Annotated in this window: 13 protein-coding genes; 5 read left to right on the top strand and 8 right to left on the bottom strand. The window is 38.2% G+C overall.

The window, feature by feature from the left end; all coding sequences use genetic code 11:
• Positions 1-176 precede the first annotated feature (176 nt).
• From ABVZ64_RS09170 to ABVZ64_RS09150, 5 genes are all read right to left on the bottom strand, one after another.
• Positions 177-815, bottom strand: coding sequence for a bifunctional 4-hydroxy-2-oxoglutarate aldolase/2-dehydro-3-deoxy-phosphogluconate aldolase (locus tag ABVZ64_RS09170; RefSeq protein WP_352400714.1), 639 nt, complete (start codon positions 813-815; stop codon positions 177-179).
• Positions 816-828: 13 nt separating this feature from the next.
• Positions 829-1,926, bottom strand: a complete 1,098-nt coding sequence (locus ABVZ64_RS09165) for a sugar kinase (protein ID WP_352400869.1) — start codon at positions 1,924-1,926, stop codon at positions 829-831.
• Positions 1,923-3,395 carry a UxaA family hydrolase gene (locus ABVZ64_RS09160; protein WP_352400713.1) on the bottom strand — a complete coding sequence of 491 codons (1,473 nt, stop codon included), beginning with the start codon at positions 3,393-3,395 and terminating at the stop codon, positions 1,923-1,925. Before ABVZ64_RS09160 ends, ABVZ64_RS09165 begins: the two co-directional genes overlap by 4 nt.
• A 14-nt stretch (positions 3,396-3,409) precedes the next feature.
• Positions 3,410-4,882 (bottom strand): tagaturonate reductase, encoded by a 1,473-nt coding sequence (locus ABVZ64_RS09155; RefSeq protein WP_352400712.1) that lies wholly within the window; start codon positions 4,880-4,882, stop codon positions 3,410-3,412.
• A 340-nt stretch (positions 4,883-5,222) separates the two neighbouring features.
• Positions 5,223-5,891 (bottom strand): GntR family transcriptional regulator, encoded by a 669-nt coding sequence (locus ABVZ64_RS09150; RefSeq protein ID WP_352400711.1) that lies wholly within the window; start codon positions 5,889-5,891, stop codon positions 5,223-5,225.
• 571 nt (positions 5,892-6,462) lie between these two features.
• Between ABVZ64_RS09150 and ABVZ64_RS09145 the strand changes: the two genes are divergently transcribed.
• The 5 genes from ABVZ64_RS09145 to ABVZ64_RS09125 all read left to right on the top strand — a co-directional run bounded on the left by ABVZ64_RS09145 (position 6,463) and on the right by ABVZ64_RS09125 (position 11,439).
• The gene (locus ABVZ64_RS09145; RefSeq protein WP_352400710.1) at positions 6,463-7,491 is read left to right on the top strand and encodes a zinc-binding alcohol dehydrogenase family protein; all 1,029 of its coding nucleotides are present in this window, start codon (positions 6,463-6,465) and stop codon (positions 7,489-7,491) included.
• 53 nt (positions 7,492-7,544) lie between these two features.
• Positions 7,545-8,594: a C4-dicarboxylate TRAP transporter substrate-binding protein gene (locus tag ABVZ64_RS09140; protein WP_352400709.1), complete on the top strand. Its 1,050-nt coding sequence runs from the start codon at positions 7,545-7,547 to the stop codon at positions 8,592-8,594.
• 85 nt (positions 8,595-8,679) lie between these two features.
• On the top strand, positions 8,680-9,183 hold the full coding sequence (locus ABVZ64_RS09135) for a TRAP transporter small permease (protein ID WP_352400708.1): 504 nt from the start codon (positions 8,680-8,682) through the stop codon (positions 9,181-9,183).
• Positions 9,184-9,208: 25 nt separating this feature from the next.
• The gene (locus ABVZ64_RS09130) at positions 9,209-10,462 is read left to right on the top strand and encodes a TRAP transporter large permease (RefSeq protein ID WP_352400868.1); all 1,254 of its coding nucleotides are present in this window, start codon (positions 9,209-9,211) and stop codon (positions 10,460-10,462) included.
• Positions 10,463-10,731: 269 nt separating this feature from the next.
• Positions 10,732-11,439, top strand: a complete 708-nt coding sequence (locus ABVZ64_RS09125; protein WP_352400707.1) for an HDIG domain-containing metalloprotein — start codon at positions 10,732-10,734, stop codon at positions 11,437-11,439.
• Positions 11,440-11,520: 81 nt separating this feature from the next.
• On the opposite strand, the gene ABVZ64_RS09120 is transcribed toward ABVZ64_RS09125, so the two are convergent.
• The 3 genes from ABVZ64_RS09120 to ABVZ64_RS09110 form a co-directional block, all read right to left on the bottom strand.
• Positions 11,521-11,673 carry a hypothetical protein gene (locus ABVZ64_RS09120; RefSeq protein ID WP_352400706.1) on the bottom strand — a complete coding sequence of 51 codons (153 nt, stop codon included), beginning with the start codon at positions 11,671-11,673 and terminating at the stop codon, positions 11,521-11,523.
• A 202-nt stretch (positions 11,674-11,875) separates the two neighbouring features.
• A complete protein-coding gene (locus tag ABVZ64_RS09115; RefSeq protein WP_352400705.1) occupies positions 11,876-13,000 on the bottom strand; it encodes an SLC13 family permease in 1,125 nt (374 codons plus the stop codon).
• Between the two features lie 475 nt (positions 13,001-13,475).
• A complete protein-coding gene (locus tag ABVZ64_RS09110; protein WP_352400704.1) occupies positions 13,476-19,619 on the bottom strand; it encodes an InlB B-repeat-containing protein in 6,144 nt (2,047 codons plus the stop codon).
• Positions 19,620-19,634: the final 15 nt, after the last annotated feature.

The raw sequence follows: 19,634 nt of genomic DNA, 5'->3' as shown, positions 1-19,634 counted from the left end.
ATGACCAAATCAATTTGCCTTTCCAACTACTGCTATACAATTGGACGCTTTGACTGCGAGTTATATTTACATCTACTTCTTTTTTTAATGAGAATTTTTCTGATTGATGTGGCTATGCATTTACATTTGAAATTATTTTTAACGAGAAAGATATATATTCCAATATAAAGCTTGGCTTAGTTTCTTACTTCAGCCACAATATCCGCAGCTTTACGGCAAATTGTTGTAATTTCTTCCCATTCTTTACCATTGATCAATTTATCTGTTACCATAAATGAACCGCCTACGGCACAAATATTTTTAAAAGAAAGGTATTCTTTCAAGTTATCTAAGGTGATTCCACCTGTTGGCATAAATTTGAACTGATGATAAGGACCAGAAAGTGCTTTGATTGTAGCCAGGCCACCATACTGCTGTGTAGGGAAAAATTTGAATGTAGTCAATCCTAAATCGTGTGCCGCCTCAATTTCCGTAGGTGTCACACAGCCAGGGAAAATAGGAACATTCTTTTCAATGCAGTAAGCAACGATTTTAGGATTGAAACCAGGGGAAACAATAAACTGTGCCCCTGCAGCCAAAGCTCTATCTACCTGCTCTTTATACAAAACTGTACCAGCACCAACAATCATATCAGGGTAGTTATCTCGCATTAACTTGATTGCTTTGTCTGCACCCTCTGCACGGAATGTAATTTCCGCAACAGGCAAGCCGCCTTCGGAGAGTGCCTTTGCCAATGGCAATGCATCTTCTTCGGGACGCTCCAACTTGATAACAGGAACTACACCAATTTTAGAAATTCTTTCTGCAATTATCATGATTTTCTCCTCCTTAGCGCTGAACTCTGGCTCCTGCACCACCCATTAAAGATTCAACTTCCTTACGGCTAGCCATACTTGTATCCCCTGGTGTTGTCATTGCTAATGCACCATGAGCCGCACCATAGTTTACAGCCACCTGTGGGTCGCCAGTTTCCATCAAACCAAAAATTAAACCAGAAGCAAAGCTATCTCCACCGCCAACTCTATCCATAATTTCTAAGCCGTCGTATTTATTGGATAAGTGGATTTCTCCGTTTGCCCAACACATCGCAGCCCAGTCGTTTACTGTTGCTGTTTTTACACTTCTAAGCGTAGTGGCCATAACCTTGAAGTTGGGGTAAGTTTCAGCTGCTTTTGCCATCATCTTCTTGTAGCCATCCAGGTTCAATTCTACTAAGTTTTCGTCATTACCTTCAATTTCAAAACCAAGGCAAGCTGTGAAATCCTCTTCGTTACCAATCATTACATCGATGTATTTTGCGATTTCCTTGTTGACTGCCTGTGCTTTTTCTTGACCACCGATAGATTTCCACATAGAAGGGCGATAGTTTAGGTCATAAGATACGATTGTGCCATATTTTTTAGCTGTTTTTACAGCTTCGATTGTAACAGCCGCACTATCTTCAGACAAAGCCGCAAATATACCGCCTGTATGCAACCAACGAACACCCAAAGTACCAAACAGATAATCAAAATCAAATTCACCAGGTTTAATCTGGGAAATAGCTGTGTTACCTCTATCAGAAACGCCAACTGCGCCACGTACACCATGTCCTCTTTCTGTAAAGTTCAAACCATTACGTACAGTTCTTCCAATTCCGTCATAGGGCAACCACTTAATGAAAGACGTATCAACACCGCCCTGCAAAATAAAGTCTTCTACCAAACGACCAATTTCATTGTCAGCCAAAGCAGTTACAATTGCTGTTTTGTAACCAAAGCAACGACGAAGGCCACGAGCAACGTTGTATTCGCCGCCACCTTCCCAGGCACGGAACTGTCTAGCAGTTTTAATTCTTCCTTCACCTGGATCTAATCTAAGCATTACTTCGCCCAATGATACCTGATCAAACATACATTCTTCTTTTGGTCTTAATTGAATCATTATAATGTCACCCCGTCCTTAAAAATCGCAATTTCTCTGTAATCATTTTCTTCATTTTTGGAAAGTTTACCATTTGCTGTATCTTTTAATAAATTCATCAGCTTTTTCGTTGCTTCCTCAAAGCTTGTTCCCTCTAAAATCATACCTGCATTAAAATCAATCCAATTTGCTTTGTGCTCCGCTAACGTGGAGTTTGTAGATATCTTTAATGTTGGAACGATCGTGCCAAAGGGAGTCCCCCTACCTGTGGTAAAGAGGATAATATGTGCCCCAGATGCAGCAAGGTTGGTGCAAGATACCATATCATTACCCGGACCAGTTAGCAAGGAAAGGCCCTCCTTTTTCACTGGCTCAGCATAAGCTAAGATATCTGTTACGGTTGCTTCCCCGCCCTTTTGAATACATCCAAGGGATTTTTCCTCCAGTGTCGTTATGCCTCCGGCCTTATTGCCTGGCGAAGGGTTTTCATATACAACCTGGTTATGGCTAACATAATAGTTTTTAAATTCATTGATCATTGCCGTTGCTTGCTCAAAAACTTCTTTGCTTTCGCAACGAGCAAACAAACTATCCTCAGCCCCAAACATTTCAGGAACTTCCGTTAGAATTGCTCGACCACCTGCAGCAGCGTGTAAATCTGTCAAACGGCCACAGAGGGGATTTGCGGTGATGCCAGAAAAAGCATCAGACCCACCGCATTTAAAGCCAATGATCAGCTCCCGTAAAGGGATTCTTTCTCTTTTGTCCTTTTCACTAAGATCAGAAAGGGTTTTTAGTAGGGCTAATCCCGTTTCGATCTCATCTTCTTCCTCTTGTGTAATCAAAAAGCGAATTCTCTCGCTGTCATACTCACCTAAAAAAGGTTTAAATACATTCAGGTTGTTATTTTCACAACCTAAGGAAAGAACCAAAACACCGCCAGCATTTGGATGTTGAATCAAAGCAGCCAATGACTTTTGTGTCATTGTCTGATCCTCGCCCATCTGAGAGCATCCATAGGGATGGGTCATTGGCAAAACATTCATGCCTAATTTGGCAGCCTGTTTTGCCAAGCGTTCCGCCGTTTTATTTACACAGCCTACGGTGGGGACAATCCAAATCTCATTTCGGATGCCTACACGGCCATCTTTTCTGCGGTAGCCCATAAAATAGTCATCTTGCTCGTTCCAGTTGTATTCTTGGGTACCATGAAAAACATAGTCCCCACTTTCAGCCAAATTGGTTTTCACATTATGCACATGAACATGCTCACCTTTTTCGATGTTTTTGGAAGCATGACCAATTGGACTGGCATATTTCACCACATTCTCTCCTTCTTTTATGTCAAAAAGAGCTATTTTGTGGCCGAAAGCAATATCATCCTTTGCCGTAAGGGTAATGTTGCCACATTGGCAATTTTCACCTTTTTGAATATCACAAAGGGCTACGGCAACACTATCCTTTGGATTTACAATAATAATATTATCCTTCATGGAAATTACACTCCTTACGCCAGAAGAGAAGCAAGAACTTCTTTCACTTCTTTTTCTTCCAGCTCTTTTAAATAGGAAGCAACGAATGCTGTCAATCCTTCAATAGCGTTCAACTCTGTGCCATCCCAGAACGCTGTGTTGGATAAAACTGCTTCTGCGATACCATCCACATCCTTTTCGGCCCAGATTTTTGCAAAGAACTCTAATACTTCTGCATCATCCTTAATGGTATAAGTAGTGCCATCCTTGCGTGTACCAACGTAGCATCCATTTTCCATTTCGCCTTTATAAAAGCGAATGAAGGCTGCAAGAGAGAATGCTAAAGCTTTAGGTACCTCTCCCTTTTCTTTTACATAGCCAATTAAGCTAGGCATACATCTTGCACACCACTTGGAACAAGAGTTCAAAGAAATATCAAGCAATTTATGTTTGATATAAGGATTACGGAAACGATCTTTTACATCAGAAGCAAACTGTTCTAAGTCAGACTTTGGTAAATCTAAAGTAGGAATGATTTCACCGTAAAGAAGCTGATCTAAATATTTTTCGAATAAAGGATCATTCATCATATCCAAAACGATGTTATGTCCTGCCATATAGGCAGCCAAAACAGATGCAGTGTGTCCACCATTCAAAATTCTAACCTTACGCTTTTTATATGGGGTTACATCTTCTGTCCAAATTACGTTTGCATCTGTTTTATGGATAGGCATAATATCAGCCCATTCCTGCTTACCTTCAATAACCCAAAGGTTAAATACTTCGCTTGTTACAAGGCATTTATCTTCATAACCCATTTCATTATAGAAATAATCGAGTTCATCACCTGGATATCCAGTTACAATTCGATCGACCAAAGTTGAACAGAAATGGTTGCTATCTTTCACCCATGATTTAAAGTTTGCATCCAAGCCCCATTCATCTGCATACTGCAAAACGATGCGCAATAAGTTTGCACCGTTATTATCAATCAATTCAACGGGCAAAAACAATAATCCCCGATCAGTTGCACCATTAAAAGCCTGATATCTTTCATATAAGAAAGCACAAACCTTTGCTGGGAAGGACTGAGCTGGTTTGTCAGTCAGTTTGTCACCTACTTTGTAGGCGATACCAGCTTCGGTTGTGTTGGAAATAACAACTTTCAAATCCTCAGAACGAGCCAATGTCATCAGTGCTTCATAATCTTCGTAGGGATTGATGCAACGCGAAACAGATGTATTTGGTTCAATTTTCTCAACCGCCTGGCCATCTTCGATACCACGCATGATTAATGTATACATGCCGTCCTGAGAATTGATAATTTCACCCATACCCTGGGCAATTGGCTGACATAATACAATAGAACCGTCAAATAAGCCCTGCATATTGGCCTTATGAATCATCCAATCAGTAAAGGCACGAAGGAAGTTTCCTTCTCCAAACTGCAATACTCTTTCCTTCAAAGCCGGAGCCTGAGGAGTTAATACTTCATTTATCTTTTTCATAAACCTTATACCTCCAAGTTTTAAACTGGTCTAAGAGAATAACAACTGTAGTATACAACAAAAAACATCCTGTTGTATACAACAAAACATAAATTCTTTCATTTTTGGTTAATCAACCAATACATACCGATTTTTTTTGTGCAATTTTAGGGATGCAGTAAATATGTTGTTTCATTTTGATGTATACAAAGTGGTTCATGCTGTTTTTTTTGTTAAGAGTATTAAAAAAATGCCTCTTTTACAAGAGACATTTTATACTGTATCCACCTTTATGGTTTTTCAATCAAAATTATGGTTCTTGCTCTATGACTTTTAAAACAAGAATGTTGAAAAGCAGGAATTACTTACTCCTAGGTATTTCAGCTATCTTATTATTTAGAATTAAATCAAATGTTGCATTTTTGGAAGCCAATAGGTGAGCCTCCATTTCTTTAGCCGCTCGTTCCCAGTCATGCTTAAGGCAGGCAGTTAAAATTTTCATATGTTCTTGAGTGGTTCTCTCTAATCGGTAGTCCACATATTGTCCAGTCATAACTCGAAAACGCAAGTTTTGATTATGAATCCAATCATAGGTTCTTAAAAGATAGGGGTTCTGAATCGCATCAACGATGGTATCATGAAAAGCATCATCTAAGCGAAAATACTCATCCTTGCTATATGCGTGAGCTGGGGCAGAGAAAATATCAAAGTACTTATAAATGACCTCATCTTTGATCTGCGAACCATAATTTAAAAGTGCATATGGTTCATATAAAAGACGAACTTCAAAAATGAAGTTGATATCATTTATGGATAGACCAGACACTTCTATGCCTTTTTTAGATAAAATGGAGATCAAGCCTTCTTGCTCCAAACGACTTAGGGCATCTCGAATTGGTGTACGACTAACATGAAGCTCTTCTCGTAAGGCTTCTTCATTGAGCATTGCGCCGGGTGCATACTCGCACGAAATAATCTTTTCTTTGATTGCATAGTAGGCTTTTTGTTTTAAACTTTCTTTCGCAGACATTTTGATGTCCTCCCCCCAAATTTGGATAAAGTATACTACATTTTTTTTCTTTTGCAAAGAGTTAAATAAAAAGTTTAAAAAAAGATCTAAATATAATTTTTTATAAAAAAGCAGTAAAAAAAGTATTTAGTTATAATTATCCTTAATCTTTCCTTATAAATATGAATGACTTTTAGCAAATCATTACCTAACCCATGTTTTTTATTTTTTTATTACTATAGAGGATTTTTTTATTAAAATGGAAATACTACTTACATCTTTTCTAAAATATATGAAATTAAACAAAAAAAATTTAGTTGGATACATCATTAGACAGAAACATTACATTATCAACTTTTAATTTTAATACTTTCACTTTTATCAGTTAAACTTTTTCCAGTTAGATCCATATTCATTGTGTATATTGCTTAGTTTTAGTAGTGCAAAATTGTTTATACTATTGAAAATTAGGAATAATGGTATTTTTCAGTTGACACATGACAAGGATTGCAATTATACTCCTTTTATAGAGTGATGTATACATCAAACAAAACAGCGTTTTTTAGCTGTTAAAAAGGAAGGTATTCTTATTATGAAAGCTTTAGTTATTAATACACCTGGAAATGTGGCAATTACCGAAATGGAAAAGCCCGTTCCCAAAGAAGGTGAAGCCCTATTAAAACTTCTTTACGGCGGCATTTGTGGTAGTGACTTAGGTTCATACCGTGGTGCAAATGCTTATGTATCCTACCCTCGTATTCCTGGGCACGAGTTTTCCGCCGAAATTGTTGAAGTTGGCGAAAATGCTTATGGTTTAAAGCCAGGCATGATCGTAACTTGTAATCCTTACTTCAACTGTGGCGAATGCTATTCCTGCCAAAAGGGAAAAGTAAATGTATGTCAGGATAACCAAACCATGGGCGTACAGCGTGAGGGTGCATTTTGCGAATATATTACTATGCCCGTGGAAAGAATTTATGATGGAAAAGGTTTAGATGCGGAGACGCTAGCACTAATCGAACCTTTTTGCATTAGCTACCACGGTGTATCTCGTGCTGAAGTAAAACCTGGCGATAAGGTTTTAATCATGGGAGCTGGTACAATTGGTGTTTTGGCTGCCATTGCTGCTAAGGCAAAAGGTGCAGAAGTAACAATTTGTGATGTTGCCGAGGAAAAGTTAAACTATGCTTATGAAACATTTGAAATTGACCATAAGCTTTTAAACAGCTCTGCTGAATCTTTTGAAAAAGGCGTAGCTGAATTAACCAATAACAATGGTTTTGACGTTACAATCGAAGCAGTTGGCCTACCCGTTACTTTCCAAAACTGTATCGACGCTGCTTGTTTTGGCGGTAAGGTTGTTTTAATCGGTGTTTCCAAAAGAAATATCGATGATTTCTTCTTTACAATTATTCAGAAAAAGGAATTGAATATTTATGGTTCCCGTAATGCGATGAAAAATGATTTTGAAGAATTAATCGACTTAGTATTGCACAATGATGTAAAATTAAACAAAGTTGTTACAAATCGATACAAATTGACAGATGGTCCTCAAGCACTTGAAGATTTCTCTGCAAATGCTGATAAAATGTTAAAGGTTGTATTGGATTTCACCAAATAACAGTGGTGTGTTCATATAAGCAAAAAAACCAAGAATTGAAAGGGGAAAAAGAAATGAAATTTAAAAAATTAGTAGCATCTATGTGTATCGCGGCTGTGTCCATCGCTTCTTTGGCAGGTTGCTCCAGTGAACCTAAGGACTCCAATAGCCAAGGAGATGCTGGTGCAAACCAGGAAAAAGTAACATTGCAGATTGGTTTTGAAAACTCTATGTCCGAACCTATTGGCCAGGCATTACAGCACTGGGCAGACCTGTTGGATGAAAAATCTGGTGGCACAATGGAAATCGTGCTTTACCCTGACTCACAGCTAGGCAATAAAACAGACTTGATTGACTCCATGCTTTTGGGCGAAAACGTAGCAACATTGGCTGACGGTGCTTTCTATGCTGACTACGGTGTACCCGATTTCGGTATCGTTTTCGGACCTTTCTTATTCGACAATTGGGAACAATGCTGGACATTGATCGAATCCGATTGGTACAAAGAACAGGAATCTAAATTACAGGAAAAAGGCTTAAAAATTCTTACATCTAACTGGGCATATGGTGCACGCCATACCTTAACAGTAAAACCTGTTAACACAGTTGCCGATTTAGCTGGTATGAAAATCCGCGTTCCTAGCAATCAGATTCAGTCCTTAGGCTTTGACGTTTTAGGCGCTGCTTCCACAGGTATGAGCCTTGGTGATGTATATCAGGCATTACAGACAAAGACAATTGACGGTGCAGAAAACCCTCTTGCAACATTGTATGGTCGTAAGTTGCATGAAGTTGCTCAGAACTTAATTTTAGATGGTCATGTTTTGAACTTCACAACATGGGTATGCTCTAACGATTGGTTCAACTCTTTAACAGAAGAACAGAAGAACCTTTTGATCGAAACAGGTAACGAAGCTGGTTTGTATAACAACGGTATCCAGGCTGAAGCTGAAGCTGACTACTTACAGAAGATGATTGACGAAGGCGTAACTGTTGTAGAACCTACAGAAGAAGTTATTGCTGGTTTCCGTGAAAAAGCACAGGCATTCTATGATATGGGCGACAAGTTCGGTTGGTCCGAAGGTCTTTATGACACAGTTCGCACTGCTATGGGTGCACAGTAAGAAACACAAATCATACTAAACTGTTTACTACGGCGGCGGGGAATCCTTCCGCCGTAATTTTCAGAAATGATTAGAGGGAGCGAATATGAAGAAAGAAAATAAAATTTTATCTATACTCGCTAATATTGACGTAGTGGTTGCCGGCCTTGTTTTAGCATTACTGGTTTTCCTTACGTTTTTAGGCGTTGTTTGGCGCCGTGCCTTTGGTGCACCCTTCACATGGTTAGAAGAAGTGCAGCTTGCGTGCATGGTTTGGATTGTTTTTGCATCAGCTGGTGCAGCTTTCCGTTTTGGTAACCACGTTGCAATTGAAATGATTGTCGACTTGATGCCACAAAAGATTCAAAAAGTGTTTTCCATTTTTATTTCAGTAGTTGTAGTAGCAGTAATTTCTTATTTGTTTATACAGAGCATTGGGTTCATTCAACTCTTTATCAAGAGCGGTCGTTCGACTCCTATGTTAGAAATTCCTTACACATTGATTTATGGGATTGCACCCGTGTCTTTTATTTTGATGATTATTAATTATTTCTATGCCCTTTTTAAGGGTGTTAAATCAGAAGCAAAGGAGGCGGTAGAGAGTGAATGAAGTACTTGGTCTTTCCGCTATTATAATGCTGGTTCTCTTATTTTTAAAGGTTCCAGTTTATTTATCCGTTTTAGGCGGTTCCGCAATTTATTTTGTATTAAATCCATCCATAAACACAGTTATGTTTGCACAAAGAGCAATCACTGGTGTTGAAAGTATATCTCTGCTTGCTATCCCCTTCTTCGTTTGTGCCGGTATTTTGATGAACTACACCGGCGTTACAAAGCGAATTATGGACTTTTGTTCTGTACTTACAGGTCGTATGTCTGGTGGTTTGGCACAGGTTAACGTTTTGCTTTCCACATTAATGGGCGGTTTGTCCGGTTCCAACTTAGCAGATGCTGCAATGCAGGCTAAAATGTTGGTACCAGAAATGGAAGCGAAAGGTTTTTCCAAAGAGTTTTCAACCGTTGTAACTGCAACATCCTCCATGATTACACCTTTGATCCCCCCTGGTATTGCTATGATTTTATACGGTTGTATCGCAAACGTATCTATCGGCAAGCTGTTCATGTCAGGCTTAGGTATCGGTGCCCTTTTGTGCATCACCATGATGATTTTAGTTCGTTTTATTTCCGTTAAACGTGGGTATCAGCCTCTTTATAAAGAAAGAGTATCCACAAAAGAATTTGCAAAGGCGACTAAACCAGCAATCCTACCCTTGTGCTTACCAATTATTATCATTGGTGGTATCCGTTTTGGTGTCTTTACAGCAACTGAGGCAGGTGCAATTGCAATCCTTTATGCAATACTCCTTGGTGTGTTCTACAAAGAATTAAATTTAAAAAATATGTCTCAAGGTTTAAAAGAAACCGTTTGTACCACCTCATCTATCATGTTGATCGTTGCTGCGGCCAGCGTTTTCTCCTGGATTTTAACAAAGGAACGTATCCCCCAGCAGCTAACAGAGTGGATTGTAGGTGCAATTGATAACAAGTATGTATTCTTATTAGTTATTAATATTTTCTTGTTAATCGTTGGTATGTTTATTGAAGGTAATGCATCTATGATTATCTTGGTGCCCCTCCTTGCTCCTATTGCGGCAAGCTACGGCATCGACGAAATTCAGTTTGCTATGATTTATATCTTCAACAATGCTATCGGTGCTCTGTCCCCTCCTATGGGAACATTGATGTTCGTGACATGTGGTATAACGAAGTGTAAAACGGCCGCCTTTATTAAAGAGGCTGTGCCCTTCTATATCTTGTTAGTTATAAACTTATTACTGATCACCTATGTGCCAGTATTCTCAACATTCTTTGTAAATCTGTTGTACTAATATAAGATAAAATCCCTTTATAATTCTGATTACAAATATTAAAGGCTATGTAAAAATCCATCACGGATTATTTACATAGCCTTTATCCTTGCTTCAAAATAAGTATTATATCATTGAGATAATTGATTTCTATATTTAAATATATTCTTTTTAACTCTCGTTTCAACTCCCCAATCGTTTTTTTCCATGAATACTTAGGCTATTCCCAAACACTTAATTATCGGAATAGTACACTAAATATGGAGAAAACTAATATGGAGGTGAACCTAATGGATGAAATAAATGTTGATTACAAAAATTCTGAAACCAATACTAAGAAGGAAAAAAATAAGATTCAGGGAAGTTTGAGCAATCCTAACCAGAGACTTTTTATAGATATCAACCAGCACCTGAGTGAAGATTTCAAGCCATCTCATTATATCACTCAGTTAATGGGGCAACCTGTATTTGAAGAGTACCCCCTTTCCCTCCTGAAAAAGCTTCAAGTCACTCCACAATCTCCTATCCATCATCCAGAGGGATGCGTTTGGAATCATGTTTGCCTTGTGGTTGACCAAGCTGCACAGGTACGCAACCTTAGCCACAATGCACCTGTATTTATGTGGGCTGCTCTTTTGCACGACATTGGCAAGGCCGAAACCACACGAAATCGCAAAGGTCGAATCGTTTCTTATGACCATGACACAGTAGGTATGGATTTATGCATAAAATTCTTATCCCGTTTGTTAGCTGATCTAGATTTTATAGAGAAAGTAGGAAACCTAGTTAAATATCATATGCATCCTTTATATGTAAATAAAAATCTGCCCTTTGGTGATGTAAAAGGTATGCTGGCTGAAACAGATATGCACGAAATTGCATTACTGGGTTATTGCGATCGGATGGGCCGACTAGGTAGTAAGTCAGAAGATGAAAAAGCCAATATAGAAGAATTTTTGAAAAAATGTGGCGTTGGAGATTTAGTGCTATCCTTTTAAAAAGGGAAAAGGAAATGGGCAATGGATATTTACTTCTATCCATTGCCCAAAATTGCGTTACCTTAAAACAATTTTAATAACTTACTTTCTTTCGGCTCCTGGCTTGTGAAGATTGCCTGATTGTTTCTTACTGTTTCGTCCTTCTCCGTCAAGGGCACTTTCTGCCATTGTAGGACCGCCGTTAGCCTTTTTCTTTCGAATTGGCTTTGGGTCGAGCTGACTGTCTTTTGCCATAGTTGATCACCTCAAGAAAAGTATTTGCAAAAATTTATGAGGATATACATTTCCATCACACACATTTACCTTCTATACAGAGAAGAAATATTTGTTCCAAGATACAACAAGTCATCTATTCCCCTGCCCAAACTTAAACTTATGATTACAACCTTAAAAATATACTATAGGTTGCGGAAAATTCCTCTTAACGGATTTTAAATTATATTGTCATTTGTAATGCAGCAAAGCTCCATAATATTGCCAAAAACAGAAAATTCACAGCCGTAAAAAATAATAAATACTTCCAGGTTTGTGCTTTTTCTGTGGAAGCATAAAGCTTGTATGAAATGACACTTGCCATAGAGGCAATTAGTGTTCCTAATCCACCAAGGTTTACACCGACCAACAATGCAGAATGATTTTCAGTAAATCTTGAAAGCAACATTGCCGCTGGCACATTGCTGATTACCTGACTTAGTAAAATCCCCACCGCCAGTTCCTGTCCCTTCACTAGCTCTGACAGTATATTGCTAATTTCAGGAATATTTCTAATGTTTCCGATGAAAATGAATAAAAAAATAAAGGTCAACAACAATGCATAATCCGCACGAAAAAGTATCTTCTTGTCAAAAAATATTACACATACAAACACCGTGATAAATGCCAATTGATAGGGAATGACACGCAGTACAGCAAGAATACAAATAATAAAAAGTATACACCAAGGCATAACCTTCTTCCTCCTGATCAACACAGCCTGTTTTTCAGAGAACGGTGTAATTTTTTCCGATTTTATGAAGAATACAGAAGCTAATAGAATAAGGAAGGAAAGTGCAGATGGCAGTATCATTACCTTCAAAAATTCGCCAATATTCATCCCTGAGATGGAATACAGATATAAATTTTGGGGGTTCCCCAGAGGTGTTAACATACTTCCAAGGTTGGCCGCAATGGTTTGCAGAACGATAATTGGGATGAATAGGCTTTCTTTATGTGTTCGTATCAGCATCATGATGCCCAAAGGTACAAATGTAATGAGGGCTACATCATTCGTGATTAGCATACTGGCAAAAAAACAAACAATTATTAGAACCAAAGCTAGCATTCGGGTAGTGTGAACCAAATTCAGCAAGGTGGCAATGATAAAATCAAATAGTCCAACCTTTTGCATCCCTGCAACGACTAGCATCATCATCAACAGTAAACTTAATACGTGTATATCTATGTATGTGAAATACTCCAATGAAGGGGGAACAAACACCGCAGAAATGCAAGCTACAATAAACGTAATAAATAAAACTGGATCATAACATATTAAGAATTTTATTGTCTTCAAGATTTTCATAATAACTACTCCATATTCATATTTGCTTTAGCCATTCTAGGCTAAAAAATAAAGAAAGTCAACACTAAAAATTAAAATTCTTTAAGCGCATCTGGTTTTATTTGATTCGTCAAAGGATTCATTTATGTATGCAATATTAGAAAGGACTTTTTTTGAAAATTGAACGGCAACCAATCAAAAAGTATGTGTTATAAACCCATACTTTTGATTATATCACTTTTGCTATGCTCTATTTGATAGTTAAAAAACATACTTTTGATTTAAATTACTTACTCTTGATATTTTTTAAGTACAAGCTGTTAGAAGGCATACCTTTCTCTCCCTAGTTAATATATAGGTTGATCTAAGAAGCCATTTTTCTTATACTGAATTATAATGCACTGTAAATGTTAGATATCAAAAGAGCCCTTACCTTCAGAATCTAGTCTGATGTAAGGGCTCTTTCTTATCAGTTACGAAACATTTTCACTTAGGGTTAATCCCAAGTCCTATCTGGCTTCATTGCAGTCCATGTTTCTACACCGTCAGCTGTTTCTCTTGTGTAGTCATGAGAGTTTGTTGCCTCCATAACTGCTTCATAGTACCAAGCATCTTCCTGATTATCTGTCCAATATTTCGCATCTTCAAGCATGCCTTCTTTACTTACTCTTCTGTTTAATACAGAGTTGATTAAAGTCATTGCTTCCGCTCTGGTTATATACTCATCAGGGTGGAAAGCGCCATCGGGATATCCATTAATCCAACCTTTTAAAGCGGCAGAATTAATGAAGTCTTTTGCCCAATGATTTTCAATGTCTTTAAACATATTCTTCTCAGATTTGCTTAAGCTGTCGAACTTAGACACAATAACAGCAAATTCTGCTCTGGTAATGGCATTGCCAGGTTTAAACTGTCCATTTGGATAACCTGCAAGAATTTCACCATTTGTTAGGGTTGCAATGCTAGTGTTAGACCATCTCTGACCCAAAACATCAGGGAAGTTATGTTTTGTAGTCTTAAAACTTTCTCGAACAGCATCGTTTAACAAACGATAGAAAATCGCTGCAACTTCTTCACGGCTGATTCTATTCATTGGTCGAACGGTATCATCTTCATAACCGAAGATGTATGCAAAATGATCCACCATGTTTAATCCATCTGCCAATGGTACTTCTTCTTCAAGGATTGTTACTTCCTCACCAAAGTCACTACCACCGCCATTGTTACCGCCGGGAGTCGTTGGTTCATCAGTATCGGTGCTTCGTCTTCCATACACAAAAACAACCTGGTACTTGTTATCATCGGTAAAGTCGACTACTATACTGCGTGATGCACTCACGTTATTACCATTGACTGTAACACTTCTTAGCCTTGTATATCTACCAGAGTTGACCGCGTTTACCGTCACTTTTCCATCCTCAACATCAGCCTTGGACTGGTTGGTATCATATACAGTTGTATCTCCATACACATGTTTTACAATTAAGTCATTTGTTTCATAGATAACGCCAATTACACTATCATCATCCATAATACTTACAGGTAAGTTTGTCGTATCACCATTAACTTGGTATTCTTTAAACTTATATCCCTGTGGAGCATTTAATACGATGGAGTTGATATTAGGTTCTCTTTTTAAAACAGAACCTGTTGTGGTTGAAAATGGCTTATCTGCACCTTCCAAATAGTGGACAACCGTGTAATTCCATACTTCTTCATTTGGAGTCCACATCGCTTTCAGAGTTACATCACTATTAGGCATAATAAACTTGCCCTCGTTAATTGTAACAACTTCCTGAATTACTTCCCAGCCTCCAAAATTATATCCATCTCTCTTAGGTTCAACCGTGGATAAAGTGATTTCGTCGCCTTCATACCTATCGGTAATATTCTCAGGCATACCTGTTACCACTCCATCAGACACATACGCAACAGTGTGTTTAGCCATTTCCTCATACCCGTATTTGATCCAGATACAATCTTCAGGCATTGCACCACTAAGTGTGCCATCTTCGGTGAGAGTAAGGTTATAAAGCTCTTTCAGCTTTTGCATTAGCTCTGCAGTTGTTGCAACCTCTTGCTTTTCTTCACCCACATATACAGTAATATTAGTTAATTCATATCCTCTTGGGGTTATTTTGGCTTGGCTACTAATTTCATTCCCAGCTTCTTTTTTATAGGGCTTAGGATGTTCGCCATCTAGAAACTCTGGCTTTTTACCGTTTAGTTCTGCGTGTTCTACAACGAAAGTATAGATGTCATCAAACTCTGCTGTGTAGCTTAAGTTCTGTGTTATTGTATCTGGGAAAGATTCAACACCCCAGCCAACAAATTTGTAGTCATGACTATAAACATTCTCACGCAACTTTCCTAATACTGATGGAACCTCAATTGCTGCCCATTTCGTATTTCTGGATATATCTTTTTTCTCATAAATACTTTGAGTACCTTCAGCAGCTTTGCTGGTATTCACATGGAAGGTAACCTTGAGCAACTGAGCAAACTTAGCAAGATATTTCAAGTTACTATCCACAACTGTTTCGGCTGAAGGTGTTTCTTTTATCTCAGTCATTCCTTCTTCCGTTTCAGTTACTTTATACCAAGCATCAAATTCAAAGCCTGCATTGGCTTTGGCAGTAGGAATGGATCTACCGATTTTGTTTCCCAGTAAAATAGGATCAGTCACTATCGTTTCCACATCATCTGCACCATCATTCAGCTTACCATTTGAATCAGCTTTAAATGTTACTCTTGCCCAAGCCTCTTCGTTCACAATCACTTTACCATATAAAGTTTTGGCTTCAGTAACCACATTGCTAAAATCAAAAGGAATTGTGCATTCCATGTCAGTAAACCATCCTACAAAACTATACCCTTTTTGGATATTTGCAGTTGTGGTATCTGTTGGATCAACAGCAGATTTACCCTTTTGAATCGACTGCGTTTCTGGTTTCACTGCGCCAAAGAGCTCCTCTGTGCCATTTGTCGTAATGCCTTTTAATACGAAAGTAACATCAGCCTTATCTTCGACCCACAATGCTGTGAAAGTTATGCCTTCATCGGGGATAGTGCCGGTGTCTGCGGGAACTGCTTGATCCCAAATTTGGGTATCACTAGCTAATTTCCAACCAATGTCACTGGGAACTGGTTTCTCAGGGATTAAGCTTGCATAGTCGGACCATTTAGCTCCTTTGACTGCATCAATAGAGATTACTTCTGTTGTTCCATCATCCCATTTACCATGACTGCCCACATTAAACTTGATTGATGTCCAGGCATCTTGATTTTTCACAAGGTAACAATCCACATGAACAGTATTGCCTTCTTGCACCAATCTAAATGGAACTACGTCATAGCCAGGCGCCTTTTTATATTCTGCATTCAGAGCCCCAGTGCCTTTATAATCTCTAATTAGATCAGCAAATTTTGCATCATCCGTTTCTGTTCTATCCTTTGTATCAGGAGTAACGCTTATGGCAAACTTCGCTAGGTCTACACTAGAAATCTTAGACTTTCCTTCAAACAGCGCATTGCTATATTGTGCTGAATTGTGGGAAATGTGCTTTGCAACAGCAGCTAACGCTTCCTGAGTGGTGTTAAACTTTGCTGTTATTGTTGTATCAGTTGAATCTTTCTTTTCAAACACAAAATATTTTACGTTGTAGACTGGTAATTCATAGCTGAATGTTAATCTAGTTTCACAGTCACCATGAATTTTTATTCCTGCTAGACCATTAAATGCCTCCACTACAGTTCCGTCTGAACTTAAAGTGGCTGTAATTGGAGTCTGCCATGTTGCTTTTCCATCCTCGCCTACTTTTTGATAATCAAAATACACAGATTTAAGCTTTGCACCAGGATATTTTTCTTTTGTTGCTTTTAAGCTATCCCCTAAAATCTTATTAATCTCTGCAATCGTCAAATCAGTTTCAGATGCGCCATATTTTAAGTCTGAGCCATGTGCTAAAGTAGACTCATGCTGTTTTAAATATTGGCCATAATTTTGGTTTGCATCATTTGTCAAGAAATATTCCCATACTTTAAATGTTCCTGTTTTTCCAGGATAAACCACTTTAATGGTATCTCCATCTTTTACTGTTTGTGTTCCCAACTTATCTCCATTGATATAAACAATAGCGCTCTCGTTGGAAATTTTATAGTAAAATTTGTCTACATTTAAATTTGTTGCTGTAGATCCCTTCTCTTTTAATGCGTCGGTGATGTACTCTGTAAAAGAGGCACCAATTGTTGCATTTGAAACTTTTTGTTGTTCAGAAAAGGTTAATTTTCTTCCATCAACGGAACCCAGATAATACTCAATGGTCACATCCGTTTTAATCTTTTCCCATTTGGCGTATACATTCATGTTTTCATTTACAATTGTGGACTGGCTAAATGGGTCGCCCCAGTTGCCATTTGTTCCATCCATAGTGTACCAGCCTTTGAATGCATATCCACTTCTATCTGGATTCATAGGCCATGCATTCGCGGAAATGTTGCTTCCAACTAAGATTTCGTCAATGACCTTATGCTGAACCGATGTTCCATCATTCTTTAAGAATGTAACTGTTTTCCAGTCAGCATCATTCTTTACATATTTCATAATATAAGTTTTAGCACCTGTTACTGTTTGGGGGAAGTTTATAATGGTATCCTCATTCCCCTCTTCGTACCAGCCAACTGGTTGCCAACCCAATTGTGCAGTAACACCTGGTACATCGTTAAAGTTTGTGTCATACTGAGCGATTCTCTTTACACTTACTTTATCCTTATCAGCAGGTGCACTAAACTTACCATACTCCCCTATGTGGAAAGTCAGATCTACTGTTCCTGAAGTATAGTAAGCTTGGATAACAGTATCTCCATTTTTGTTAATTGCAATTTTATCTGTATCTTTTGTGTATTTTGTTTGACCTACCTTTACTTCATCAAAGGTATAATTTGCATAATTTTGTTCTTTCAATGCTGTTGCTGAAGCAACGGTAACTACTGGATCGCCTGCCCACACACTACCAGATAAAGTTTCAGCTTTTATTTCATTTTTATAAAATTCTACGGTATATGCGTATTTTGCATTAGCATCCTCATCAACCCTTGCAAATAAATTTATTGCATGATTTTGGGAAATGGGGTTGTTAAAATTGAAGGCAGTGCCTGTGCAATCACCAGTTGTAAACCAGTCAGTAATTTTATAACCATCAACAACAGTAACACTAGGTTTTAGTACATTACCACCAATGGGAACTAATTGAATTGCCTGTGATGGATCATTAAAACTTACTTTGTTTTTATTGTCTCCAACAAAATGAAATTCCACCTTAACATTTTTCGCTTTTGCATTCAACGTTGGCACGGGTGAACTTGCACCTGTTTCACTTACGTCTAAGTCAACTTTGTTTCCATCAGTACCTACATATTCACCATACGCAGAGTTAATCTTGTTCGTTGGATAATCTCCATTTTTGTTGAGGTATTCAGCTTTTATCTGAATATAGATTTCTAAGGTTTCACCTGATTGTGAAAAGTTATCCATATTCCAAACAAATTGGGAATTATTACTGCATTGAACTGTGCCATCGCTTACAAAATAAGACTTATTTGTTCCCGGCTTATTGGTTAGAGTAAAATAATTGGTGTCGATGGTATCCCAGACTGATACGCCGGATGCAATTGTATTCCCGATTTCTGTAAACAACCCAGCTAATTCATTACCATCTGTGATGTTGTAAGAGCGGGAGGAGTCTGATGCGTAACCATCTAACAAGTCAATTGCATCTGAGTCTGTCAAACCAAATCCCACTGTGTAAATGGTAACATCGCTTTCATCAGATGTACTTTTTAACAGGCTAATTTCATTAGAACCATCCCAATTTGAATTACCGATTCTGTTATACTCTCTCCCCGAAATGGTGTACCCACCTGGAGCCCCGTCTGAAAGGAAAACCAAATACACTGGGCGGTTTTTATCCGTTCTGGAATCAATCATATCATAGGCTTTTTGCAGTGCCCCTGTATAATCAGTTCCACCACTAGGACTGAAACTGCACGCATCCATAACATCATCTTTGTCCTTAGTAAAACTTTGGGATTTTTTGATAGCTTTATTATGGTTACCAAAATTATTGTTACTTGCACTAGACTTTCCGTCTGCACTAAACAATATAACCCCCATTCGGTTATCCGTTTGCGCATCTGGAATAACCTGATCCACTAACTCTTCAGCAGCATCCTGTGCAATTTCCCATCGACTCTCACCCATAGAAACTTTTTGTGTACATTTTAAATTAGTTGGTGCAGCATAATAATCATAGGTGGTTTGACATTCGGAGCACTTGTAATAGCGATGAAGCCACCCTTTTAATTCCAAATCACCCCTACAAGTGGTCTCAGGATGGGTTTTCATACTCCCTGATGCATCTAAAACCAGTAGAACATCTGCACCGTTTTTTGCGATTACTTCTACGGGTGTTCCTTTTGCTGTCATGGTAATTTTTGCCAATCCAGTTTCCTGATCAACCCACTCAGCAGTTTTAGTCAAAGTAGGTGATGACGAACTTTCTGCAGCAAAAACATTTGCAGGCATTAATGTTAACGTCATAATCATTGCCATAAAGAATGACAGCATCTTTTTAAATCTCATTTACCCTCGCCTCCT

It is taken from the genome of Anaerotignum sp., from assembly GCF_040307045.1.
Classification (GTDB): domain Bacteria; phylum Bacillota; class Clostridia; order Lachnospirales; family Anaerotignaceae; genus Chakrabartyella.
The sequence above is the reverse complement of the archived record's forward strand: the minus strand, read 5'-3'. Positions and strand labels throughout refer to the sequence as shown.